Genomic DNA, 24,077 nt, shown 5'->3' with positions numbered 1-24,077 from the left:
GGACTTGATCCGGGATCCCGCTTTTTTCGGCATCGACTGCAAGCGGGAACCCCGGATCAAATCCGGGGTGACGATGATTGGGGAGACGGCATTCGGTCCCGCGCCGCCCTACGCCTCCCGCAACAATGGCCAGTGCTCCGGCCACTTTTTTGATCTCAAGCGCTCGTCGAAAACGTCGCGCTTCAGGTCGACGAAATTTGCCGCGGGACGCAAGATCAGGCCGAAAAGATCGTCGGTGCCCAGGGGAGCTGCGACTTCGCAGAGGCCGGCACCATGATGTCGGGCCGCAACGGCGGTCGCTGTCTCGGGCCAATGGCGCATTGCATCGATGGCGGAAGCATAAGGCGGATCGCCGTTACGGATGTGCATCCGTGCCTGATTCTTGACCGACCAGAGGGCCGATGGCTCGATTGCCGCCAGCCGATCCTCGTGGTGCCGATCGAGTGCCGGGTCGGTTCGATCGGGATCGTACCAGATCACGTCGATATCGCCATTGGGCGGCGATGGCGGATATTGGTGCAGATGATCCCAAACCGCGTTTCGGATAAAACCCGCCCCGATCCAGCAGTCGGGCAGATCGAGCGCCGCAACCGTCGCGAGCAGATGCCAGCGCCGCCGGTCGGCGCGCAGGATGGAAATTATCTCGGCCTCCGCAGCGCTCATCTGCAAGAGATAGCGTGCTTGGCGGCATCGGGATATGGGGCAGCCGGTCGAATCCCTCCGGCCGGCGGGCGCTAAAGCGTGATGATTTAAGATCGAACGGATCAAACCTAAACTCATCGGTCTCTAAAGCGCCTTTCCTAAAATATCCCGCCATGATCTATGCTGTCGGATGGCCCGACCCGAAACCATTGCTGTTCTTGCCCGTGGTGCGATGGGCCGACCGCCGGCGCGATCCGTTAAAGCCACAAAAGCCCCATTTTCGCTTCGCGCGTGCGGGGCTTTTGTGGCTTTAGCGCCAGCGGCGGGGTTCCCCCGTGCCGCCGCGAAACGCGAATTCAGTGTAAAGTTCGGCGGTTTTTGGCCGTGTGCTGGTTTCGGCGGCCACGCTGGTTTGCCGATTGCCTGCACTCACCCGCCGCTCTAACCTCGACGCAACATTTCAAGGTGGAGGACAGCGGGTGAGCGACGGCAGTACGGCAAGCGAAATCTATATCGGCCTTGGCGGAGGCGGCGCAGCCGATGGCCCGCGCCAGTCGCTGGTGCTGAAACGTGCGAACCGTCACGGGTTGATCGCGGGTGCGACCGGCACCGGCAAGACGGTGACCTTGCAGGGGCTCGCCGAAGGCTTTTCGGCGGTCGGCGTTCCGGTGTTCGTCGCCGATGTGAAGGGCGACCTTGCCGGCATGGCGATGGCGGGCAGCCCGACCGCGAAGACGCACGAGATTTTCGCCGCGCGCGCCGCCGAGATCGGCGATGCGACATGGGCCTATCGCGACAATCCGGTGATCTTCTGGGACCTGTTCGGCGAACAGGGGCACCCCGTGCGCACGACGATTTCCGAAATGGGCCCGCTGCTGCTCGCGCGGCTGATGGGACTCAACGAGGTGCAGGAGGGCGTGCTCGCGATTGCGTTCCGCGTCGCCGACGAACAGAATCTGCTCCTGCTCGACCTCGGCGACCTGCAGGCGATGCTGTCGTGGTGCGCCGAAAGCGCCGATGAGCTCACGACCAAATATGGCAATGTGTCGAAGGCGACCGTCGGCACGATCCAGCGCCAATTGCTGACGCTCGAAAGCCAGGGGGGCGCCAATTTCTTCGGCGAGCCCGCGCTCGACATTCAGGACATGATCCGCACCGACGAAAATGGCCGCGGCTATGTGAACATCCTCGCCGCCGACAAGCTGATGGCGAGCCCGAAGCTTTACGCGACCTTCCTCCTCTGGATGCTCAGCGAGATGTTCGAGACGCTTCCCGAGGTCGGCGACCCCGACAAGCCGAAGCTCGTCTTCTTCTTCGACGAGGCGCATCTGCTGTTCGACGACGCGCCGCCCGCGCTGACCGAAAAGATCGAGCAGGTCGTGCGCCTGATCCGTTCGAAGGGCGTCGGCGTCTATTTCGTCACGCAGAACCCGATCGACGTCCCCGAGGAAGTCGCGGGCCAGCTCGGCAACCGTGTCCAGCATGCGCTGCGCGCCTTCACCCCGCGCGATCAGAAAGCCGTGAAAGCCGCCGCCGACACCTTCCGCCCGAACCCCAAGGTCGATGTCGCGCGCGAGATTACCGAGCTCAAGGTCGGCGAGGCGCTGGTGTCGCTGCTGATGGCCGACGGCGCGCCGTCGCCGGTCGAACGCACTTTGATCAAGCCGCCCTGCTCGCGCGCGGGTCCGCTCGACGCCAAGGAGCGCGCGATCATCAAGTCGATCTCGCCCGTCGAGGGCAAATATGACACCGCCGTCGATCGCGAGAGCGCCGAGGAACTGCTCGCCGTCAAGGCCGAGCAGGCGCAAGCGGCGGCCGTCGAAGCCAAGGCACAGGTCGAGGCCGACAAGCAGGCCGCGATCGCGGCGAAGGAAGAGGCGAAGCGCAAGGCGGCCGAGGAGCGCGAGCGGCTGCGGCTCGAAAAGGCCGCGGCGCGCGAAGCCGCGAAACCGTCGATGACCGAAAAAATGGTCCAGTCGGCGGCACGCTCGGCGGCGACCAGCCTCGGGCGACAGGTTGCGGGCAAGTTCGGCGGCCAGCTGATGCGCGGGATATTGGGCAGCCTGTTCAAGTGAACGAAGCCGATGCCGCGCTGATGGAGGCGAGCCTGACGGCCGTCGCCGACGCGGGCATCGACATTCGCCACGCCCTGTTCGACCGCTTCTTTGCTGCGTTTCCCGAGCGGCGTGCGAGCTTCATGGTCGTCGACGCCTCGTCGCGGCGGATGACCGACGAGACGCTGCAGATGATGTTCGGGCTGGCGAAGCGCGAAGGCTGGGTGTGGCCGCTCGTCGCCGAGCTTGTCTTCACCCACCGCGCCTATGGGCCGCTGCCGATCGCCGAATATGACGCCTTCATCGACATGACGGTCGCCGAACTGGGCGCTGCGGCGGGCGGGGCATGGAGCAGCGAGACGGCGACCGCGTGGCAGCGCCATGCCGACGCGCTCAAGGCGATGATTCGCCGCGCGCGCGCCGAATGGGAAAGCGCGATGCCGGTCGGGGCGCCGCAGCCGGCCGAGTAATAATCCACCTTCGTCATCCCCGCGAAGGCGGGGATCCCGCTTGCTCAAGCGCTCGTTCAAAGCGTCATCCCCGCCTTCGCGGGAATGACGAAATGGATTGTTTTCTTACCTCGCCTTCAGCCAGCCGGCGATTTCGCCCTTGATGCGCGGGCGGCTGACGCTGCGCTCTTTCAGGCTCGCCAGCGTCTTGTCATAGGGCTTGCGCACGTCGGCGGGCAGCGGCGCCGCAATCCGCTCGAGCTTCGCGATCATCGCGGGATCGTTCGACGAGGCTGCGAGGCCCGCGAGGAAGCGCGCGCGTGCCGAGGCGTCGATCAGCCGGTCGACCGCGGCCTGGTTTACCTGCGCGAAATCGACCGCCAGTTCGGGGTGATTTTTCGCGACCGCGCCGATGATCGAGGCGCTGACGGTCTTGCCGGGTTCGTCGGTGAGCGCGAGGTCGAGGGCGCGCTTGGCAAGGGGTTCGTCCTTCGTATTGCCCAAGAACGTATAGAAGGCGCTGCGTTCGACCGCCGATTTCGACCCCTTCGCCATGGCGCGCAGCTTGGTCCATTCGGCCTCGCTCGCGTTCGCCGCGACGATGTCGAGCCAGCGCGATTTCAGCGGACCGTCGAGCGCCGAGGGATTGCTGTCGAGCAGCGCGAAGCGGCGGCGGGCCTCTGCCAGCACCTTGGCGTCGCCCAACGTCCCGAGCGCGCCGAGCAGTTCGGAGCGCAGGATGCTGTCGAGCGCGGGTTCGCCGACACGCGCGTCGAAGCCGAGGCGTCCCATCGCGGGCGTGAGCGCCGTAGTGCCGCGTGCCGCGATCTGTTTCTGCACCGCCGGCTGGTCGTCGAAATAGCCATATAGCGCCGCGTAACGCCCCGCGACGTCGCCGAGCAGCTTCTGGCTCGCATCGTGCGGCACTGCTGTCAGCAGGTCGAGCGCGGCGCCCATCGGCTGGTAGCCCGCATAAGCGAGCGCGAAATTGTCGCCGAGCAGCCCGAGCTGGTCGATCGGAGCGAGCTTCGCGAAGTCGCCGCGGAGCGCGGCCAGCGCCGCGGGCGAATAGAGGGTGCGGTAATAGCCCGCCTGGCCGGCATTGAGCAGCACCGCGCCGCAGCCGGGCAGGGTGAGCGTGCCCGTGCCGCCCGCGACCACCTGCCGCGCGACCGCGCCATTTCCGGCGCGCGCGAGCACGGGCACCTGCCAGCGGCGGCCTTCGGCGGTGATGCTGTCCTTGCGATCGCGCGAAAACTCGCTCTGCGTCAGCTGGACGGTCGTGCTGCCACCCGCGCAGGTCACACTGCCGACGCGAAGCAGCGGGATGCCCGGCTGGCTGGTGAAATCATGCGCGATCGCGGTCAGCCCCTTCGCGCCCGCCGCCTCGACCGCGTTCCACAGATCGTCGGTGCGCGTGTTCGCATATTTATGCTTTGCCATATAGCTCTGCAGCCCATCGCGCCACACATCCTCGCCGGCATAGGCCTCGAGCATCGTGATCACCGCCTCGCCTTTCTGGTACGTGATCGCGTCGAACGCCTGGTTGGTGTCCTCGACGGTGCGGATCGTCTGGACGATCGGGTGCGTCGTCGCAAAGGCGTCGAGCGCCATCGCACGCTCGCGGCCGTCGACGCGGTCCAGCAAAGGCTGCCAGTCGGGATGGAAATGGTCGCTCGCCTTGGTTTCCATCCAGCTCGCGAAGCCTTCGTTGAGCCAGAGGTCGTCCCACCACGCCATCGTCACGAGATCGCCGAACCACTGGTGCGCGACCTCGTGCGCCTGCGTCGTGTAGATCTGCTGGCGCGTCGCTTCGCTGGTGATCTTCGGATCGTCGAGCAGGATGCGCTCGAAGGTGAAGATCGCGCCCCAATTTTCCATCGCGCCGAAAAATTGCGACTGGCCGGGCCCCGCGACATTGTCGAGCTTGGGCAGCGGATAGGGCTGGCCGAAATAGTCGCTGTAATAGCCGAGCAACGGGCCGAGGCTGTCGAGCGCGAAACGCGCCTGCTCGCCTGACCCCTTCGGCGACACGATGCCGACCTCGGCGCCGCTCTCGCTTTTCGCCGCGAGCCGCTCGAAATGGCCGGTCGCGAAGAAGAGGAGGTAGGACGACATTTTGGGCGAGATCTGGAAGGTGACCTTCTTCTTGCCGCCCTCGACCGGCGTTTCGCTCGCCACGGGCATGTTGCTCACCGCCAGATCGCCCGCGGGAACGGTCGCCGCGAGGGTGAAGGTCGCCTTGTAGCTCGGCTCGTCGAAGCTCGGGACGAAGCGCCGCGCGTCGGGCGCCTCGAACTGGGTGAACAGTCCGCGCACCTCATTGCCGGTAACCTTGTCGGGATAATCGAGCGCGAAAAGTCCGTTCGCCTGCGTGTTGATCACCCCGGTGTAGCTGGTGGTCAGGCGGTATTTGCCGCGCGCGAGCGTTGCGGGGGCGTTGAAATTTACCGTCTGCGCGGCAGCATCGACCGTGACGGTCAGCGGAATCGCCTTGCCGTCGGCGCCGGTCAGGCTCGCGCTCTCGAAGCTGAGGTCGAGAGCGTTCAGCGTCAGCGTCGCCGAGGGTTCGTAAAGCTCGAGGTCGATGCCCGCGTCGCCGGTAAAGCGCAGCGCCTTGGCGTCGGGCGTGACGCTGATGTCGTAATGCACCGGCCGCGCGATCCGCGGCAGCTGGCTCGGCACGCTGGTATCGAGCGGGGCGCCGGTGAGCGCGGGCGCCGCGGCGACGGGCGTAGGGGATTCGACCCCCGGCTGCGCGGCGCAGGCGGCGAGGCTGAGCGACGAGACGGCGGCAACAAGCAAATGGCGATTCGAGAGTTTCATGGTTGCGATCCCCGGTATGATTTGCGGTCGGGGCTAGGCGCATGCGCGAGCCCCCGCAACGCCCCCTTTCGGCAGGCCGTCGTCGAGGCTCGACAGACGGCGCATGATCAGGCAGCTTTGGTTGCATGACAAAACCTATATTGCCTGGAGAGGTAGCCGCCGCCGTCGTCGACCCCGTCGCATATGGCCATTGGGATCCGCTGCACGAGCAGCTCGCCTGGGCGCGCGCGAACATGCCGCTCGGCGTCGCCGAGAATCGCGATCACGACCCTTTCTGGCTGGTGACGCGCCACGCCGACATCATGGCGATCAGTCGCGATCCGCAGCGTTTCGCAAACGGCATCCGCCCGACGGTGCTGACCAACCGCGACGGCGAGGCGCTGGCGCGCGCGGCGACCCCGAACAATGACGGGCACCTGATTCGCTCGCTCGTCCAGATGGATGCCCCCGACCATATGAAATACCGGCTGCTGACGCAGAGCTGGTTCATGCCCAAGAATTTGAAGATCGTCGAAGACCGCATCCGCCAACTGGCGCGCGAAACCGTCGATCATATGCTTGAAGCGGGCGGAGAATGCGATTTCGCGCGCGATGTCGCGGCGCATTATCCGCTGCGCGTCATCATGGATATTTTGGGCGTCCCGCGCGAGGACGAGCCGCGCATGCTGATGCTGACGCAGCAATTGTTCGGCCCGACCGACCCCGAACTCAATCGGAGCGGGGAAGCGATCACCAGCGCCGAACAGGCGATCGCGATGCTCAATTACGTCATCGCCGATTTCGAAAATTATTTCGGCGCGCTCACCGCCGAGCGCCGCGCCAATCCGCGCGAGGATATCGCGACGATGATCGCCAATGCGACGATCAATGGCGAGCAGATCCCCGACCGCGAAATGTCGGGCTATTATATGATCGTCGCGACCGCGGGGCACGACACGACGAGCGCGTCGACCGCGGGCGCGATGATGGAACTTGCGAAGAACCCCGCGCTGTTCGAACGCTTCCGCGCCGCCGACAGCGACAAGGCGGGGCTGATCGAGGAAGCGATCCGCTGGACCACGCCGGTCCAGCATTTCATGCGCAGCGCCAGGGAAGATGTCGAGATCGGCGGGCAGACGATTCGCGAGGGCGACTGGCTGATGCTCAATTATGTTTCGGGCAACCGCGACGAGACGGTGTTCGGCGACCCCTTCGCTTTCGATCCCGACCGCGAGAAGAACCAGCAGATCGCCTTTGGGTTCGGCGCGCATGTCTGCCTGGGCCAGCATCTCGCGCGCATGGAGATGCGTATATTGATGGAAGAGCTTTTGCCGCGGCTGAAAAACCTCGAACTGGCGGGCGAGCCGGCGCGCGTCGAATCGGTTTTCGTCGGCGGATTGAAGCGTCTGCCGATCCGGTTCGCGGCCGCCTAGCTCCATCTGACGCGGCGCCGTGGAACCATTGCCCGTCGGCCGGCGTTTCCAGCCCGGTAAAAAAAGGAGTTTGCGATGAATCTCTTAAAGAAGGCCGCGATCTCGTTCGCGGCGACGTCGATGGTCCTTGCGCCGGTGGCCGCGTCGGCTGCGCCCGCGCTGGACGCTGCCCGTGCGGGGTCCGTTGCCGAGGGTCAGAACGAACTCGAAGGTGCGAGCTGGATTGCGATCGTGCTCGGGCTTGCGATCATCGCCGGTGGTATCTGGCTGGTGGTCGATGGCAACGATGACGACGAGCCGGTAAGCCCGTAAATTCGCGGCAGGAAATGGCCCTCTCCCCGCAAGGAGGGGGCTTTTTCACGCCCGAAACCTAGACTTTCTCGCTCGGGAAAAAGCGTGCGATGACGTCGCTCGCAAGCCGCGCGGGACGCAGCGTTTCGGCGTCGATGCAGCACCATGAGGATTTAACCTCGGCCAGCACATCCTCGCCGCGCTTGATGATCGTTTCGTAAAAGGCGCGCGCGCCCTGCACCTTTTCGAGGATCACGGTCGCGATGACCTGATCGTCGAGGAACGCCGGACGGCGGTAGGTGATCTCGTGCTTCAGCGCGACCCACAAATGCGCCGCGACCGCGTCGGGCGGCGCGATATGGCGCCAGTGCGACAGCACCGCTTCCTGCACCCAGCTCAGATAATGGGCGTTGTTAACATGCCCCATGAAATCGATCTGGTCGGCACCAACGGCGATCGCATGGTCGTGCGGAAGGGAAGCGGTGGTCATATCGCTGACACTAATGTCAATATTTTGTGACGGAAAGATGAATTATCATCCGCGCCCGCGATAGGGCGCGACGCCCTGATCGGGGAGCCACAGGTCGGCGGGCGGCGCGCTCGATTGCCAGAAGACGTCGATCGGAATGCCGCCGCGCGGATACCAGTAACCGCCGATGCGCAGCCAGCGGGGCTGCATTTCGTCGAACAGGCGGCGGCCGATGCCGACGGTGCAATCCTCGTGAAATCCGGCATGATTGCGGAACGAGCCGAGGAAGAGCTTCAGGCTCTTCGATTCGACGATCGTTTCGCCGGGCGCATAATCGATCACGAGGTGCGCGAAATCGGGCTGGCCGGTCACCGGGCAGAGCGAGGTGAACTCGGGTGCGGCGAAGCGGACGAGATAGAGCTCGCCGGCGCGCGGATTGGGGACATAGTCGAGAACCGCGGCCTCGGGCGAGGCAGGAAGTTCGCTGGACTGGCCGAGATGTTTCGGCGCGAGCGGGGTAGGGCTGGAATCGGTCATGGAAAGGCTCTAGTGCGCAGCGGCGCCGATGTCACCGATCTGGTTGGACGGAAGCGGCAGGGTTCAGCGCCAATTCAGCGGCGTGTGCGAGATATGGGTAGTGTGGGATCGCGGACAAGATGACGGTGCGTAACTTCGGGCGAGGACAGGTGGCGACGCTCGCGCTGGTGGCGGCGATGCTGAGCGCGGCGATGTCCGCGCGCGCGCAGGACACCGGAACTTCGTCCCGCCCGATCGACTTCCGCCTGCCGCCGCCCGCCGATGACGGCCGTACGCCGGGTGTGCAGGGTCCCTCGGACAATGGCTTGCCGCCGGTGGCGCCGGGCGAGCGCCGCGGCCAGCCGACGCCCACCCCCGCGCCGACGCCGCCGCAGCCGGTGGCGCCGCCGCGCATAGCCCCGACCCGGCCCGCGACCGCCACCCCGGCACCCGCGCCGGCACCGACACGGCGGGGCGCGCCCGCGGTCGCGGCTCCGCGTACGGCCGCACCGGAAACCGCAAACCCGGCGGCGCCCGCTGCGACCGACAATCCGGCATTGCCGCCGCTTGAGACCGCCGCGCCGCCCGCTGCCACGGCGGCCGACGCCGCACCCATTACCGCCGACGAAACGCCGGTCGCGGCGGCTCCCGCGGACGCGCCGTCGGGCACGCCGATCTGGGCGTGGGTGCTTGCCGCGCTGGCGGCCGTGGGTGCCGGTTTCTGGTACTGGCGCCGCCGCGCCGCGCCCGCCGGTCCCGCCATCGACGAATCGCCAGAGGCGCCGCGCCGGGCGACGAAACCGCCGGTTCAGCGCGCCGCGTCGCCGGCTTCGCCAAAGCCCGCCGCGCCGAAGCCAACGCAGCCGGTGGCGCCGCGCCCGGCCGCACCCCAGCCTGCGCGCGCGCCGCTTGCGCCGCCCGAGCGGCCTCAGCCTTCGCCGCTTGTCACGCGTCCGGCGGCCGAAAAGCGCGCGATCATCGGCATGGCGCTCGACATCCGCAGCATCCGCTTCGCCGCCGACCACGTGGCGGTCGGCTTTGCACTTCACCTCATGAATCAGGGGCCGACCGCGGCGACCGGCCTGATGGTCCGCATCGCGCTCAACCAGGGATCGGCGATGACCGAACCGGTGCTGGCGCGCTTCTTCGACGGCGCGGGCGGCAGCGTGCTGCGCGACGATATGATGCTCGCGCCCGGCGCGGGCGAGGAATTGTCGACCGAGGTGATGCTGCCACGCGCCGCGATCGAGCCGTTGATGATCGGCGGCAAGCCGATGCTCGTCCCCGTCATCGCGTTCGACGTGACCTATCATTGGGACGGCGAGGGCGACGCCTTCGGCCAGAATGCGGGCAGCTTTGTGCTCGGCCGCGAGCAAGGTGCGAGCGGGAGCGAAAAGCTCGCGCCGCTGCCGCTCGACCGCGCTTCTTATACGGTCGATCGGCCCGCGGCGCGTTCGACCGCCGTCAAGCGCGCTCAATAGTTTGGCTCAAAACGGCACTGGTTTTTTGTTGCGGTGCAGCATCGGCTGGGGCAGGATCGACTGCGCTTGAAAAAGCGAGGGTGGGGGCATAGGCTTGTTGTCCCCAGGAAAACAGAGCCACAGCAGGATGGCCGGGCGAGGGACAGGCAAACATGTTCCCGACCGGTCGCAACAGGAGCATGACATGGACGCCTTGGTCTCAACCGACTGGCTGGAACGCGAACTGGGGGCATCGGACCTGCGGGTCGTCGATGCGACGAAATTCCTTGCCGACGAGGGACGCGACGCGCGCGCCGAATATGAAGCGGGCCACATCCCCGGCGCGGTATTCATGGACCTGGCCGAACTGACCGATCCGTCGAGCGATATCGACAATATGGCGCCGCAGGCCGAGAAATTCGCCAGCCGCATGCAGTCGCTCGGCCTCGGCGATGGGAGCCGCATCGTGCTTTACGACGACAGCCCACTGAAGAGCGCGGCGCGCGGCTGGTGGCTGTTGAAGCTGTTCGGCGCGCATGACGTCGCGCTGCTCGACGGCGGCCTCGCCAAGTGGAAGGCCGAAGGCCGCGGGCTCGAAATGGGCAAGCAGACGCTGCGGCATCGTCACTTCACCGTGTGGCGCGATGCCAAGGCGGTGCGCACGAAGGAGCAGATGCTCGCAAACGTTGGCAGCGCCGCCGAACAGGTGGTCGATGCGCGCCCGGCGGCGCGCTTCACCGGCGAAGAACGCGATCCGCGCCCGGGTCTTGCTCCCGGCCATATCCCGAACTCGCGCAGCCTGCCGCACGGCCAGCTGTTCAACGCCGACGGCACATGGAAGCGCGGCGACGATCTGAAGGCCGCGTTCGACGCCGCCGGGGTCGATCTCGACAAACCGCTCATCACCACCTGCGGCAGCGGCATGACCGCGACCGTCGTCGCATTCGGCGCGCACCTCCTCGGCAAGGATGACGTCGCGGTCTATGACGGCAGCTGGGTCGAATGGGGCGCCGATCCCGCGACACCCAAGGCGACCGGCGCCGCCTGACCCAAATCCGGCCCGAATATCCTCTTGGCGAAGGGTAGATTTTGACCGGTGCTCCGCTAACAAGGCGGGGATGAGCAACAGCGACGATGACAGCCTCCGCCCTGCGACGAAACTCGTGCAGGGCGGACGGCGTCCCGAATGGACCGGCGACCCGCGGCTGGGCGGCGGCGTCGTCAACCCGCCGGTATGGCGTGCCTCGACGATCCTCTACGACAATATCGCCGACCTGAAGGCGCGCGGTCATGCGACGCACGACAAGCTCTATTACGGCCGGCGCGGGACGCCGACGGTGTGGGCGCTTGCCGATGCGTTGACGCAGATGGAGCCGGGGGCCGAGGGCACCTTGCTCTATCCGTCGGGGGTTGCGGCCAATTCGGCGGGGCTGCTCGCGCTGCTGTCGCCGGGTGATCACCTGCTGATGGTCGACAGCGCGTACGAACCGACACGCGCCTTCTGCAACGGCATGCTCGCGCGCCTCGGCATCGAGACGACCTACTATGACCCGCTCGTCGGCGCGGGGATCGCCGAGCTGATTCGGCCTGAGACGAAGCTGATCTTCCTCGAGTCGCCGGGCAGCCTGACCTTTGAGGTGCAGGATATTCCCGCGATCACCCGCGTCGCGCGCGCGCGCGGCGTGCTGACGATGCTCGACAACACCTGGGCGACGCCCTTGCTGTTCCCGGCGCTGGCGCACGGCGTCGATGTTACGATGATGAGCCTCACCAAATATGTCGGCGGGCACAGCGACGCGATGATGGGCTCTCTCACTGCGGCCAGGGGGATCTGGCCGAAGCTGCGCAGCGCGGCGTACCAGCTTGGCCAGGCGGTTTCGCCCGACGATTGCGCGCTGATGCTGCGCGGGCTGCGCACGCTCGACGTGCGGATGCAGCGCCACGGCGCGAACGGGCTGGCGGTCGCGAACTGGCTCGCGGCGCGGAGCGAGGTCGGCCGTGTGCTGCACCCCGCGCGGCCCGGTGATCGCGGCCATGCGATCTGGTCGCGCGATTTCGCCGGCACGAGCGGGCTGTTCGGCTTCACGCTGAAGGGCGCCGACGAAGCCGCGCGGACGCGCTTCATCGATTCGCTTTCCCATTTCGGCATCGGTTTCAGCTGGGGCGGCTATGAAAGCCTTGTCGTCCCGAGCGATCCGCCGTCGATCCGCACCGCGACCATATGGACCGATCCCGATCCGCTCGTCCGCCTGTCGATCGGGCTCGAGGATCCGGCCGACCTGATCGCCGACCTCGAACGCGGCTTTGCCGCGATGGCGGGATAAGCCGATGGACGGGCTATCCGGGGGACTTCTCCGCACGATCGAGGCGCTGAAGGCGATCGGCATCGATGTCGGCTCGTACAGGCTGTCGCTCTATGGGCTGTTCTCGACGATCGTCGTCGCGGTGCTGCTTTATCTGGCGGTCCGCATCATCCTGCGGTCGATCAAATGGCTGCTCCGCCGCAACACCCAGATCGATGCGACGCAGCGGCTGCTCGCCGAAAAGCTGATCGCGATCGCGCTGTTCGTCTTTGCGCTGCTCTTCGGCATCGACCTGCTCGGCATCGACCTCACCGCGCTCGCGGTCTTCTCGGGCGCGGCGGGCCTCGCGATCGGTTTCGGGCTGCAAAAGACCGTCGGCAATCTGATCGCCGGGATCATCCTGCTGATGGACCGGTCGATCAAACCGGGCGACATCATCGTCGTCGGCGACGGCAGCTCGATGGGCGGATCGGCGCTGCCCGGTGGGGTGCCAAATGTCGGCCGCGTTGCGAAGATCGGCGTGCGCGCGGTCAACGTCATCACCCGCGACGGCAAGAAGCATCTGATCCCGAACGAACTGTTGATGACGCAGGCGGTCGAGAACTGGAGCTATGCGAGCCCCGAGGTGCGCGTGCGGATGCGTGTTCCGGTCGGTTACGGCTGCGATTTGCGGCTCGCGCAGCGGCTGATCATGGAAACCGCGACGGCGAATCCGCGCATCTTGAACGAGCCCGAACCGGCGGTGTGGATCACGGCATTCGGGGAACGCGCGGTCGAGCACGAGCTGCGCTACTGGATTTCGGATCCGGAGGCGGGGCTCGGCAATATCCAGGGCGAGGTGTTCCTCGGCATATGGGACCGCTTCAAGGAAGCCGGGATCGCCATTCCCTATCCGCGACAGGATGTGCGGATTATCGGGGCGCCGGATGATAGCCCGGCGCCCACAAGCAAGAGTTAGAAGCCGGTCTTCTTCGCGCGCTCGATGCATTCGACGATGATGCGCTTCGCCTCATTCTCATCGCCCCAGCCGTTGAGCTTCGCCCATTTGCCGGGTTCGAGATCTTTATAGTGGGTGAAGAAATGCTCGATCTGCTGCAGCACGATCGGCGGCATGTCGGTGTAGCTCGCGACATCGGCATAATAGGGGAAGGTCTTGTTGACCGGGACGCACAGCAGTTTCTCGTCGCCGCCGGCATCGTCTTCCATCATCAGCACGCCGATCGGGCGGCACTTGACCACCGCGCCCGCGACGATCGGCGAGCGCGCGACGACGAGGGCGTCGAGCGGGTCGCCGTCCTCGCCCAGCGTATGCGGGACGAAGCCGTAATTGGCGGGATAGCGCATCGGGGTGTGCAGGAAGCGGTCGACGAACAGCGCGCCGCTCGCCTTGTCGAATTCATATTTCACCGGCTCGCCGCCGATCGGAACTTCGATCAGGACGTTGAGGCTGTCGGGCGGGCTGTCGCCGGCGGGAATCAGGTCGATGCGCATGGGAGATCCTTTTGTGCTTTTTTGAATCGCGCGCGCCTTTAGCGCCGGAAAGAGCCAAAAGTCGAGGGGGGAGGGTGCAAGTTCCTCCCTGTGCCGCAGGCATGGGAAGGTGGCAGCGCGAAGCGCTGACGGAGGGGCCGTGGCGCAACGTCGCGGCCCCTCCATCCATGCTGCGCATGGTCCTCCTCCCCACCGCTGCGCGGCAGGGAGGATTTTAGAGTTGGCGCTTCGCCGCCAGCAGCCGGTCGAACCAGTCGGGACCAGCCGCGGTTTTTTCGAGATGGGGCCAGCGCAGCCCGCCATGATAGTCGATCTCGATATTGCGATAGCGCCCGCCGCGCTCGACGAGCAGGCGCACCGGGGTCTTGGCGTCGGTCGCGGCGCGAATCGCGGCCTCGATCCGCTCGCGGCTGTAGCTCAGTCCGTCGACCGCGACGATCTTCGTGCCGCCCACGATGTCGGCTTTGAACGCCGGGCCGTCCCACAGGATGCCGGTCGCGACGCCGTCCTTGTCGATCGTCATCCCCAGCGAATGGGTGAGGTCGGTGTTCTTCGCCTGCGCCATGCGGTCGCGGTCATAGACGTTGGGCGCGTCGCGCCAGACGAGGCGGTATCCCGCGCGCTCGACCCCCCCGGTGGGGGCGGGCTGCCCGCTCGCCTGCATGCGTTCGCGCAGGAAGCGCGCCCAGTCATAAGGATGGACGGCGTTCAGTGCGGCGACGACATCGTCGAAATCATAGGTATCCTGCCCGAAATCGCCCTCGCGCCCGCCGAAAAAGGCGCGCGCGAAATCGTCGAGGCTTTTCGCGTTGTTCGTCGCTTGGCGGATCAGCATGTCCGCCTCGAGCCACATCAGCGAGCCTTCGTTGTAATAATCCTCGCTGCGCGACCAGCTCGCGAAGGGCTTGGGCTTGCGCGCCGCGATGATCGGGTCGAGCGTCGTATCCTCGACCGAACGCCACTCGCGCCCCGGCTGGACGCTGTAATAACCGGCGTTGGTCGCCCATTCGGCGAGGACCATCTCCTTCGACTGCATCCCCGACCGACCGGCGAGGACAAGGTCCCAGAAACTCGTCTGGCCTTCGTAAACCCAGAGCAGATTGTCCTGCATTGGAGTGCGATAATCGGGGGTCCACATCTTGTCGGGGCGGCGGTATTTGCCGTTCCAGCTGTGCGTCAGCTCGTGCGGCAGCAGCCCGCGTTCGCTGTCATTGTCGTTCCATTTGGTGAAATAGTCGGTCGCGCGGCTGTTCTCGCTGCTGCGATGATGTTCGAGCCCGATGCCGCCGAGTTCTTCGGTGAGCGCGAGCAGGAATTCATAGCGGTCGAAATGGCGGACGCCGAACAGCGCGACGGCTTCGGACACGAGCGCGGCGTGGCGCGCGATATGATCAGGGCTCGCTTCGAGATATTTGGCTTCGTCGGCGACGACGTTGAGCGTCACCTTGTTGCCGAGGTCCCATTTGCGGAAAAATTTCCCCGCGAACATCGGGCTGTCGATCAGCACCTCGTAATTGGTCGGCGCGAAGCTGTAGCGGTTGCCCGAAACCTTGAGCCCGTCGAGCGCCGACGCGCCGGTCCAGCCATCGGGCAGCGTGACTTCGAGCTGCACCGGGATCGCGCGGGTGAAATAGCCCGCGGGATAGAGGCTGACCTGTTCCCATTGCAGGTTCATCATCGCCGGGGTCACGACGACGCGGCCTTCGCTTGTGCGCGCCGGCGAAAGGAAATCGAAGGTGACGTCGATGCTCTTCGTGCCCGCGGGCACGTCGATGTCGAAGGCGTAGACGTCGGTCGGCTGGCGCGTCCAGGCCAACGGCTTGCCGCCCGCGCTGGCCTTGAACCCCGCCATTTCGGCGATCGCGCCGCGCGGGGCGTGCTTGCCGGGCAGCCATTCGGGATAGAGCAGGGTGAGTTTGCCCGTCTTCGCGACCGGGATCGTCTGTCGCACATGGAAGATGCCGCGCGCAAAGTCGGTCGCGTCGACCTTGAGCTGCATTAGGCCGGGATAAGGCTTGTCGGCGGGCAGCGGGATCGTCAGCGGCTGGACGACCGGCTGCGGGCGGCTGTTGCCGTCCTGGGCGATGGCGGGCGAAAAGGCGATGGGTGCGGCGATGGCCGCCGCTGCGACGAACAGTGCTTTTTTCATGGGCAGCACCTCTGCCGCGAAACATGGGCGAGGTCCAGCGGCGGCTCTGCGAGCGCACTTTGCCTTTCGACGAAAAACCATTAGATGCGCCGGCCATGAGCAAGGACAAAAGCGCGAAAATTCCGACCCCGCAAGCTGTGCGCGGCACCCAGGACATGCTCGGCGATTTCGCTGACCGTTTCGCGCACGTCGTCGAGACGTTCGAACGCGTGCGCCGCCTCTATGGTTACAAGCGCGTCGAAGTGCCGGTGATCGAGCCGACCGCGGTGTTTGCGCGCTCGCTCGGCGAGACCACCGACGTCGTGTCGAAGGAAATGTATTCGTTCGAGGACCGCGGCGGCGAATCGATCACCTTGCGCCCCGAATTCACAGCGGGGATCGCGCGCGCCTATGTCACCAACGGCTGGCAGCAGTTCGCGCCGCTGAAGGTCGCAACGCACGGCCCGCTGTTCCGTTACGAGCGCCCGCAAAAGGGGCGTTATCGCCAGTTTCATCAGCTCGATGCCGAAGTGCTTGGCAGCGACAGCCCGCTGGCCGATGCCGAGCTGCTCGTTTTCGCCGATCAACTGCTCAAGGAGTTGGGCATATCCGAAGGCGTGACGCTGACGCTCAACACGTTGGGCGATGCGGAAAGCCGCGATGCGTGGCGCGCTGCCCTCGTCGAGCATTTCGAAGCGCATCGCGGTGAGCTGTCGGAAGACAGCCTCGCGCGGCTCGACAAGAACCCGCTGCGCATCCTCGATAGCAAGGATCCGAAGGACCGCCCGATCGCCGACGGCGCGCCCGACATCGACGCCTACCTGACGAGCGAAGCGCAGGACTTCTTCGGCGCCGTTACCGCGGGGCTCGACGCCGCTGGGGTGGCATGGGAACGCAACGCGCGGCTCGTGCGCGGGCTCGACTATTATCGCCATACGGCGTTCGAATTCGTCACCGATCGGCTGGGCGCGCAGGGCACCGTGCTCGGGGGCGGGCGTTATGATGGGTTGATCGAAAATCTCGGCGGCCCCCCGACGCCGGCGGTCGGTTGGGCAGCCGGGATCGAGCGGCTGGCGATGCTGCTGGCCGACGATGTCATCGACAACCGGCTCGATGCGGTGATTGCGGTTGAGGACGATGGTCAACTCGCGGTCGCGATGAAAGCGCTCGCAGCGCTTCGTAACGGCGGCTTCGCGACCGAAATCGTCGCGAGCGGCTCGCCGCGCAAGCGGTTCGACAAGGCGGCGAAGATTCCGGCGCATGCCCTGATCTCGGTCGGCACGCGCGATGGTGCGCTTCATATCAACGTCCGCGGCGATAGCGACCGCGCGAAAGCAGCCGAGGCGGTCGTCCGCGCGCTCTGATGGCCAATGTTTCCGAAAGACAGATCGACGCCATCATCGAGCGTCACGCCGCGCTGCAGGCGCGCATGGCGACGGGGGACATGGCGCCCGCCGATTTCGTGGCGGCGTCGAAGGAGTTTGCCGAGCTCGAACCCGTCGCGACCGCGGCGCGCGAGGTTGTGCGGCTGCGCGGCGAAATCGTCTCGCTGAACGAGATGCTCGCCGATCCCGAAATGAAGGCGATGGCGGCTGAGGAGCTTGCGGCGGTCGAGGAAGCTTTGCCCGCTGCCGAGCATGATCTTGCGATCAGGTTGCTCCCCAAGGACGTCGCCGACGAGCGCGCGGCGATGCTCGAAATCCGCGCGGGGACCGGCGGCGACGAGGCGGCGTTGTTCGCGGGCGATCTGCTGCGCATGTACAGCCGCTATGCCGACGGGCAGGGCTGGAAGGTCGAAGTCATTTCGGCGAACGAAGCCGAAATGGGCGGGTACAAGGAAGTCGTCGCGTCGGTGACGGGGCAGGGCGTGTTCGCCAAATTGAAGTTCGAGAGCGGCGTCCACCGCGTCCAGCGCGTTCCCGCGACCGAAAGCCAGGGGCGCATCCATACCAGCGCCGCGACGGTCGCGGTGCTGCCCGAGGCCGAGGAAGTCGATGTCGCGATCAACGACAGCGACCTTAAGATCGATATCTATCGTGCATCGGGCGCGGGCGGGCAGCACGTCAATACGACCGATTCGGCGATCCGCATCACGCATATCCCGTCGGGGCTTGTCGTGATCCAGCAGGACCAGCGCAGCCAGCACAAGAACCGTGCGAAGGCGATGCAGGTGCTGCGCGCGCGGCTCTATGACCTCGAGCGCGAGAAGATCCACAGCGCCGAGGCGTCGGCGCGCAAGTCGATGGTCGGGTCGGGCGACCGCTCCGAACGCATCCGCACCTATAATTTCCCGCAAGGGCGCGTGACCGACCACCGCATCAACCTGACGCTCCACCGCCTGCCCGAAATCATCGAAGGCGCGATGGACGAGCTGATCGACGCGCTGATCGCCGAGGATCAGGCGCAGCGGCTGGCGGGATTGGGTGACTAAGACGTCAAAAACCCGTTCGCATCGAGCGAAGTCGAGATGCCCCTCGACCTTGCTCCACGCCGATGGGTGTCTCGACTTCGCTCGACACGAACGGAATTAGGCGTGGGCGATGTGAATCAAACTCTTCGCGACGCGGCGCAACGGCTGGCGCCGGTGTCCGACACCCCGCGCCTCGATGCCGAACTCTTGATGGCGCATGCGCTGGGCGTCGAGCGGCAGGCGGTGTTGCTCGATCCTTCGCGATTCGATGTGCCGGCCGAATTTGCCACGCTGGTCGGCCGCCGCCTGATGCACGAGCCGGTCGCCTATATCGTCGGTTATCGCGATTTTTGGACGATCCGGCTGCAAGTCGGTCCGGGCATGCTGATTCCACGCCCCGACAGCGAAACACTGATCGAAGCCGCAATCGATCATTTCGGGACCGGAGGGCCGAAGCGCATACTCGATCTGGGGACCGGGCCCGGCACTTTGCTCCTCGCCGCGCTGGCCCAATGGCCCGAGGCGCACGGTCTGGGAATCGATGAATCGGAGAAGGCCGTTACCTACGCCGAGGACAATGCGGTTGACCTCGAGATGGATGAGCGCGTGCGGTTTCGTGTCGGCGACTGGGCGCTCGGACTCGACGGCCAGTTCGACCTGATCCTCTGCAACCCGCCCTATATTGCCGATTCCGAAGCCTTGATGCCCGACGTCGCCGGTCACGAGCCCGCGGGTGCGCTTTTCGCGGGCGCCGACGGCCTCGACGACTATCGGCGGATCATTCCCGATTTACCGCGCCTTTTGGCGCCCGGCGGCCTCGCGGCCCTTGAAATCGGGCACACGCAACATATCTTGGTTCGCGAGCTCGCCGAAACCGCGGGATTCAAGGTCGCCTGCAGACAGGATCTCGGCGGCCGCGACAGGGCGCTTTTGCTGACCCGCGCCTGACGACCCTACAAGAATTTGCTTGGTTTCCGCTAAAAAGCGCGGTAGGGGCGGGCTCACAGACCTGATCGGGGTCCCTTTGGCGATGCGAACAGCATCGATACTGGTCCGGCTGGTCTGCTTCCCACTTACGATGCTGGTGCGGGACCGTGGGGTCCGGTGCAAGCGGTAAAGGGCAAGAACCGCGCAAGGAGCGCGGGCACGACGCGCGGGTGGCGCGGTCGGCCAAAAGGGGTTGGCGTAGCTTATTAGCTTATCGACAGGATGTCTCAGTTGAACATGAACAACCGACAGAACGGTCGCCGTCGCGGCCGTAACAACAACAGCAACAACAATAATCGGCCGCAGTCGGGTGGGCGCGGCGGTGTCGACCAGGCCAACCGCATCGACAGCCGCGCACGCGGCAACGGCGCCCAGATGATCGAGAAGTACCGCAACCTCGCGCGCGACGCGCAGCTTGCTGGCGACCGGGTCCAGACCGAATATTATCTGCAGTTCGCCGACCATTATTTCCGCGTCGTGAGCGATTTCCGCGCCCGGCAGGAAGAAAAGGCCGCGGCGAACGGACAGGAACGCAGCCACGACCGCAGCCGCGAGATTCGCGGCGTCGAGGATTTCGACGGCCACGACGATACCGACAGCGATTTCGAAGCCGACACCGGCCGCGACGACGGCGACAATGGCGACGACCGCGGCGAGCGGAACGATCGGGGCGACCGCAATGATCGGGGTGACCGCGGCCAGCGCGACAATCGCGGCAACCGCGAACCGCGCGGCGACCGTGACGACGACAATCGTGGCAATCGCGAACCGCGCGGCAACCGCGACGATGACAATCGCGGCAACCGCCAGCCGGCCCGCGCCCGCCCCGTCCGCAACCGCGACGAGGACGAAGCGCAGGGCGACCGCAACGATCGCAGCGAAGCTCCCGCCGTGCGCGAAGAAGCCGCCGAGCAGGAACCCGCTCCGCGTCCCGCGCGCCGCCCGGCCCGCCGCCCGCGTCAGGAAGACAGCGCCGACAATGGCGATGCGGGAATCGACACCGCCGTTCTGCCGCCCGCGATCGGCCGTCCCGAACGCAGCGCCGAAAGCGATGCCGCCGATGAAGCGCCCGCCGCCAAGCCGCGCCGGACGCGCCGCACGCTGGCGACGCGCAACACCGACGTCGAAGCGGCCGAATAAGCCAGCGATTTCACGCTGGTTTTTCCGATTCGCATGACATAGCCTCCCCGCGGGATATCCTGCGGGGAGGTTTTTTTATGCGCGTGTTGGCCTTGGCCTGTTTGCCGCTGCTCGTCGGCGGGACGTCGACCCCCGTTTTTGCGCAGGACGGTGCGACCGGCAACGCGCAGGGCGATGTCGCGGTCACCATCTATAATAATGGCCAGTCGCTCGTGCAGGACGATCGCCAGCTCAGCGTCACCGCTGGGCGCAACCGCATCGAATTCCCCGACGTGTCGGCGCGCATCCGCCCCGAAACGGTGACGCTGTCGGGTCCCGGCATCGGGATCGTCGAACAGAATTTCGATTTCGACCTTCTCACCCCCGACAAGTTGATGGACAAGGCGGTCGGCCAGTCGATCACGCTCGTCCGCACCAACCCCGCGACCGGTGTCGAGCGTACCGAGCGCGCAAAGGTGCTCGCGGCGAACGGCGGCATCGTGCTCCAGATTGGCGAGCGGATCGAGGTGCTGCGCGACGACGGCTTACCGGTGCGTGCGGTATTCGACCGGTTGCCGCCCAATTTGCGAGCGCGCCCGACGCTGTCGGTGACGGTCGATGCCGCCAATGCGGGTACCGTCCCGGCGCGGCTGTCCTATCTCACGCCGAATCTCGGCTGGACCGCCGACTATGTCGCGCTGTTCGACGCCGCGAAGGGCGCGATGGATATTCAGGGCTGGGTGACGCTGACCAACAGCACGGGCACAACCTTCAGCAATGCACGCACCTTGCTTGTCGCGGGCAGTCCGGGCGGCGGTGGCGGTTTCCGTCAGATGTCGGGCGCGATGGATTCGGCGGGGACCGAATCGAACGACCGCGAACGGCTCGGCGACTATTATCTCTATCCGCTCGCGCAGCGGACGACGATCGCCAACGCGCAGCAGAAGCAGGTGAGTTTCCTCGACGTGAAGGGCGCGCCCGCGCGCTCGACCTATGAATATGTCAATCGCTGGCTCGGCAGCAACAACGAGCCGGTCAGCACCGCGAGCGTGCTGCGCTTCTCGACCTCGCGGCAGGGCGGGCTCGGCGACCAGCTGCCTGCGGGCACGATTCGCGTCTATATGCGCGACGCGCGCGGCGACCCGCAGTTCATCGGCGAAAACCAGATCGGTCATACCCCGATGGGCTCGGCCATGTCGCTGCGCACCGGCGATGCCTTCGACGTGAAGGTCCAGCCCACCGTCGTGTCGCGCACGCGCAAGGGCGATTCGCGCTGGGTGACCAAGATGAAGTACATCGTCAGCAACGCGCGGCCTTCGCCGGTGACGGTGCTGCTTGCACAGGACGGGCTCTATGGCGACGTCCGCATCAGCGACGAAAGCCTGAAGGGCGAGCGCATTTCGGCCGACCGCGTCGAATGGCAGGTGCCCGTGCCTGCGAACGGCAAGGTCGACCTGACCGTCACATTCGATTCGCGTTACTGAGATCCACGCGATGCGGGCCTGGCCCCTGTTGACGTGGGTCGCGGCGCTGCTGGCGCCGGCGCCTCTGTTTGCACAGGCTTCGGCGCCGGTCACCGTGTCGACCAAAATCGACGATGCCGCGGTCACCGTCTATCGCGCGCCGTCGCGCGGCGGCGGGCCGATCGACCCGAACTGGCCGCAGGGCTTTGCCTTCATCACCGAAACGCGCACCGTCACGCTGCCCGCAGGGATGTCGGTGCTGCGATTCGAAGGCGTGGCCGAGGGGTTGCTGCCCGAAACCGCGGTGCTCAGCGGCTTGCCCGATGGCGTCGTTGAAAAGAATCGCGATGCGCGGCTGCTGTCGCCCGCGGGGCTCGTCGATGCCTATCTCAAGCGTAGCGTCACCTTGCGGCGCACCAGCCTCGCCACCGGAAAGGTGGTCGAACAGGACGCGGTGATCCAGTCGGGGCCGAACGGTGGGGTGATCGTCCAGACGGCCGCCGGGGTCGAGGCGCTCGCCTGTTCGGGCCTTCCCGAACGGATGCTCTATCCGCGCGTGCCCAGGGATCTTTCGGCCAAGCCGACGCTGTCGGTGCTCGTCGAGAGCAAGGCGGCGCGGACGGTGAAGGTGCAGCTCCTCTATCTCGCCGAAGGGTTCGACTGGGCCGCCAATTATGTCGCCGATCGCGGCACCGACGGAAAGACGCTGGGGCTGACCGGCTGGATCACCGTCGCGAACGGCGGGGTGACGAGTTTTCCGGGCGCGCAGCTCAACGTGATCGCGGGCCGCCTCAACAAGATGTACAGCCCGCCGCTGCCGCGCAGCACCCCGGGACCGCTGGTGCTCAAATGCTGGCCGATGGACATCACGAGCACGCATCCCTTGTGGGAGCTGCCGCCGATTATCGAGTTCGAGCAGAGCTATGATGAAGATGCGGCGTCGGAGGTGGTCGTGACGGCGCAGCGCCGCGATCGGCGCGGGATGCCTCCACCGCCGATGATGGTGGCCGCCCCGGCGCCGCCTCCACCACCCCCGCCGCCGGCCGAGGATCTGGGCGACCTCAAATTCTATCGCATCCCCTTTCGCGTCGATGTGTCGGCAAAGGGGCAGAAGCAGGTCGCACTGCTCGCGAAGGACAAGGTTGCGGTCGAGCAGCTTTATGCGGCGACGCTTTATGATTTCATGGCGAACCGGCTTCAGCCTCTCTCCATGCAATTGCGAGTCCAGAACCGCGAGTCCGACGGGTTGGGTCTCGCGCTGCCCGCCGGTGCGGTGACGGTTTTTGAGACGATCGGCGGGCGACGCCTGCTCGTCGGTGAGGCAAAGATCGGCGACAAGGCAAAGGACGAACGCGTCGATTATGACCTCGGCCTAAGTCCGGCGGTGCAGTATCTGACCGTTGTGAAGAATGACGCCGATCCGGATTACAAGCTCTGGCAGGTCAAGATAACCAACGCCCGGCCCTTCGATGCGGAGGTCGAGATGCTGATCCCCTTCGCGCTCGACCCGACGCCCGAAGGGTGGGAACGGCGGGGAAGCAACTGGGTCTGGCGCGTGCGCGTCCCCGCGAACGACAGCCTCGTTCAGACTTTCCGGCAAAAGTTGAAGGGCGACTGATTCGCCGTTCAGACCGGTGGCAGCGCCCGCGGCCGGTGATTCTCGTCGAGCGCGACGAAGGTGAAGAGCCCCTCGGTCACGCGCTCCTCGGTCCGGCCGCCGTCGCGCGTCGCGATCACTTCGATTCGTATGCCCATCGAGGTGCGGCCGCGCCGCTCGAGGTGCGCATAGACCGAGATGATGTCGCGCAGCAGGATAGGCGCGATGAATTCCATCGTCTCGATCGCGACGGTCGCGACCGCGCCCTGCGCTTCGCGTCCGGCGACAATGCCGCCGGCGATGTCCATCTGGCTCAATACCCAGCCGCCGAAGATATGGCCGTTGGCGTTGATGTCGGCGGGGCGGGGGACGACGCGCAGGATCGGGTCGCGCGGGCAGTCGGGCTTATCGTTATCGGTCATTGTTCATATCCGGGTCGTTTTCAAAAGGGTCTTCGATC

Annotated in this window: 22 protein-coding genes (1 of these 22 cut by a window edge); 14 read left to right on the top strand and 8 right to left on the bottom strand. The window is 65.9% G+C overall.

Translation table 11 applies throughout. From position 1 onward, the window contains the following. Positions 1-108: 108 nt before the first annotated feature. Positions 109-768: a nucleotidyltransferase family protein gene (locus ACTJI5_RS09030; RefSeq protein ID WP_440860054.1), complete on the bottom strand. Its 660-nt coding sequence runs from the start codon at positions 766-768 to the stop codon at positions 109-111. A gap of 353 nt (positions 769-1,121) precedes the next feature. Here ACTJI5_RS09030 and ACTJI5_RS09025 point away from each other — a divergent pair, with 353 nt between their 5' ends. Both ACTJI5_RS09025 and ACTJI5_RS09020 read left to right on the top strand, forming a co-directional pair. Then, a complete protein-coding gene (locus ACTJI5_RS09025; protein ID WP_440860053.1) occupies positions 1,122-2,717 on the top strand; it encodes a helicase HerA-like domain-containing protein in 1,596 nt (531 codons plus the stop codon). Beyond that, positions 2,714-3,166, top strand: coding sequence for a hypothetical protein (locus tag ACTJI5_RS09020; RefSeq protein WP_440860052.1), 453 nt, complete (start codon positions 2,714-2,716; stop codon positions 3,164-3,166). Before ACTJI5_RS09025 ends, ACTJI5_RS09020 begins: the two co-directional genes overlap by 4 nt. Positions 3,167-3,271: 105 nt before the next feature. On the opposite strand, the gene ACTJI5_RS09015 is transcribed toward ACTJI5_RS09020, so the two are convergent. After that, positions 3,272-5,971, bottom strand: coding sequence for a M1 family metallopeptidase (locus ACTJI5_RS09015; RefSeq protein WP_440860051.1), 2,700 nt, complete (start codon positions 5,969-5,971; stop codon positions 3,272-3,274). Between the two features lie 125 nt (positions 5,972-6,096). On the opposite strand from ACTJI5_RS09015, the gene ACTJI5_RS09010 reads away from it, so the two are divergent. Further along, on the top strand, positions 6,097-7,383 hold the full coding sequence (locus tag ACTJI5_RS09010; protein ID WP_440860050.1) for a cytochrome P450: 1,287 nt from the start codon (positions 6,097-6,099) through the stop codon (positions 7,381-7,383). A gap of 75 nt (positions 7,384-7,458) precedes the next feature. Next, positions 7,459-7,695, top strand: a complete 237-nt coding sequence (locus ACTJI5_RS09005; RefSeq protein WP_310250910.1) for a hypothetical protein — start codon at positions 7,459-7,461, stop codon at positions 7,693-7,695. A gap of 58 nt (positions 7,696-7,753) precedes the next feature. On the opposite strand, the gene ACTJI5_RS09000 is transcribed toward ACTJI5_RS09005, so the two are convergent. Together ACTJI5_RS09000 and queF are read right to left on the bottom strand one after the other, a co-directional pair. Then, the gene (locus tag ACTJI5_RS09000) at positions 7,754-8,164 is read right to left on the bottom strand and encodes an acyl-CoA thioesterase (RefSeq protein WP_440860049.1); all 411 of its coding nucleotides are present in this window, start codon (positions 8,162-8,164) and stop codon (positions 7,754-7,756) included. A gap of 45 nt (positions 8,165-8,209) precedes the next feature. After that, entirely contained in the window at positions 8,210-8,680 is a 471-nt protein-coding gene (gene queF / locus ACTJI5_RS08995) for a preQ(1) synthase (protein WP_058538838.1), read from the bottom strand. Between the two features lie 119 nt (positions 8,681-8,799). Between queF and ACTJI5_RS08990 the strand changes: the two genes are divergently transcribed. From ACTJI5_RS08990 to ACTJI5_RS08975, 4 genes are all read left to right on the top strand, one after another. Then, the gene (locus ACTJI5_RS08990) at positions 8,800-10,140 is read left to right on the top strand and encodes a hypothetical protein (RefSeq protein ID WP_440860048.1); all 1,341 of its coding nucleotides are present in this window, start codon (positions 8,800-8,802) and stop codon (positions 10,138-10,140) included. A gap of 184 nt (positions 10,141-10,324) precedes the next feature. Beyond that, positions 10,325-11,167, top strand: coding sequence for a 3-mercaptopyruvate sulfurtransferase (gene sseA / locus ACTJI5_RS08985; protein WP_056372641.1), 843 nt, complete (start codon positions 10,325-10,327; stop codon positions 11,165-11,167). Positions 11,168-11,237: 70 nt separating this feature from the next. After that, the gene (gene metC / locus ACTJI5_RS08980) at positions 11,238-12,443 is read left to right on the top strand and encodes a cystathionine beta-lyase (protein WP_440860047.1); all 1,206 of its coding nucleotides are present in this window, start codon (positions 11,238-11,240) and stop codon (positions 12,441-12,443) included. 4 nt (positions 12,444-12,447) lie between these two features. Continuing rightward, positions 12,448-13,380: a mechanosensitive ion channel family protein gene (locus tag ACTJI5_RS08975; protein WP_440860046.1), complete on the top strand. Its 933-nt coding sequence runs from the start codon at positions 12,448-12,450 to the stop codon at positions 13,378-13,380. Here the strand turns inward: ACTJI5_RS08975 and ppa are convergent. Then, positions 13,377-13,913 carry an inorganic diphosphatase gene (gene ppa / locus ACTJI5_RS08970; protein WP_058538842.1) on the bottom strand — a complete coding sequence of 179 codons (537 nt, stop codon included), beginning with the start codon at positions 13,911-13,913 and terminating at the stop codon, positions 13,377-13,379. The genes ACTJI5_RS08975 and ppa overlap by 4 nt on opposite strands. A 214-nt stretch (positions 13,914-14,127) precedes the next feature. Further along, the gene (locus tag ACTJI5_RS08965; protein ID WP_440860045.1) at positions 14,128-16,062 is read right to left on the bottom strand and encodes a M61 family metallopeptidase; all 1,935 of its coding nucleotides are present in this window, start codon (positions 16,060-16,062) and stop codon (positions 14,128-14,130) included. Between the two features lie 95 nt (positions 16,063-16,157). On the opposite strand from ACTJI5_RS08965, the gene hisS reads away from it, so the two are divergent. The 6 genes from hisS to ACTJI5_RS08935 all read left to right on the top strand — a co-directional run bounded on the left by hisS (position 16,158) and on the right by ACTJI5_RS08935 (position 23,638). Further along, complete coding sequence (gene hisS, locus ACTJI5_RS08960) at positions 16,158-17,405, top strand: histidine--tRNA ligase (protein ID WP_440860044.1); 1,248 nt, start codon at positions 16,158-16,160, stop codon at positions 17,403-17,405. Continuing rightward, a complete protein-coding gene (gene prfA, locus ACTJI5_RS08955; protein ID WP_440860043.1) occupies positions 17,405-18,472 on the top strand; it encodes a peptide chain release factor 1 in 1,068 nt (355 codons plus the stop codon). The genes hisS and prfA overlap by 1 nt, the downstream gene beginning before the upstream one ends. A gap of 111 nt (positions 18,473-18,583) precedes the next feature. Next, entirely contained in the window at positions 18,584-19,399 is an 816-nt protein-coding gene (gene prmC / locus ACTJI5_RS08950; RefSeq protein WP_440860042.1) for a peptide chain release factor N(5)-glutamine methyltransferase, read from the top strand. Between the two features lie 276 nt (positions 19,400-19,675). Then, positions 19,676-20,578, top strand: coding sequence for a DUF4167 domain-containing protein (locus tag ACTJI5_RS08945; RefSeq protein WP_440860094.1), 903 nt, complete (start codon positions 19,676-19,678; stop codon positions 20,576-20,578). A gap of 77 nt (positions 20,579-20,655) precedes the next feature. Then, on the top strand, positions 20,656-22,041 hold the full coding sequence (locus ACTJI5_RS08940) for a DUF4139 domain-containing protein (protein WP_440860041.1): 1,386 nt from the start codon (positions 20,656-20,658) through the stop codon (positions 22,039-22,041). Between the two features lie 10 nt (positions 22,042-22,051). Beyond that, on the top strand, positions 22,052-23,638 hold the full coding sequence (locus tag ACTJI5_RS08935) for a DUF4139 domain-containing protein (RefSeq protein ID WP_440860040.1): 1,587 nt from the start codon (positions 22,052-22,054) through the stop codon (positions 23,636-23,638). Between the two features lie 8 nt (positions 23,639-23,646). Here ACTJI5_RS08935 and ACTJI5_RS08930 read toward each other — a convergent pair whose 3' ends face one another. After that, a complete protein-coding gene (locus tag ACTJI5_RS08930; protein ID WP_058538849.1) occupies positions 23,647-24,039 on the bottom strand; it encodes an acyl-CoA thioesterase in 393 nt (130 codons plus the stop codon). Beyond that, on the bottom strand, positions 24,029-24,077 hold the 3' portion of the coding sequence (locus tag ACTJI5_RS08925; protein ID WP_037517312.1) for a hypothetical protein. Its footprint extends 260 nt past the window's final position; only the last 49 of its 309 coding nucleotides appear in the window; its start codon lies off the right edge, out of view — the gene reads right to left on this strand; it ends in the stop codon at positions 24,029-24,031. Before ACTJI5_RS08925 ends, ACTJI5_RS08930 begins: the two co-directional genes overlap by 11 nt.

This window comes from Sphingopyxis sp. 22461, assembly GCF_052044915.1.
Lineage (GTDB): Bacteria > Pseudomonadota > Alphaproteobacteria > Sphingomonadales > Sphingomonadaceae > Sphingopyxis.
This window is presented reverse-complemented; position numbering and strand designations above follow the sequence as displayed.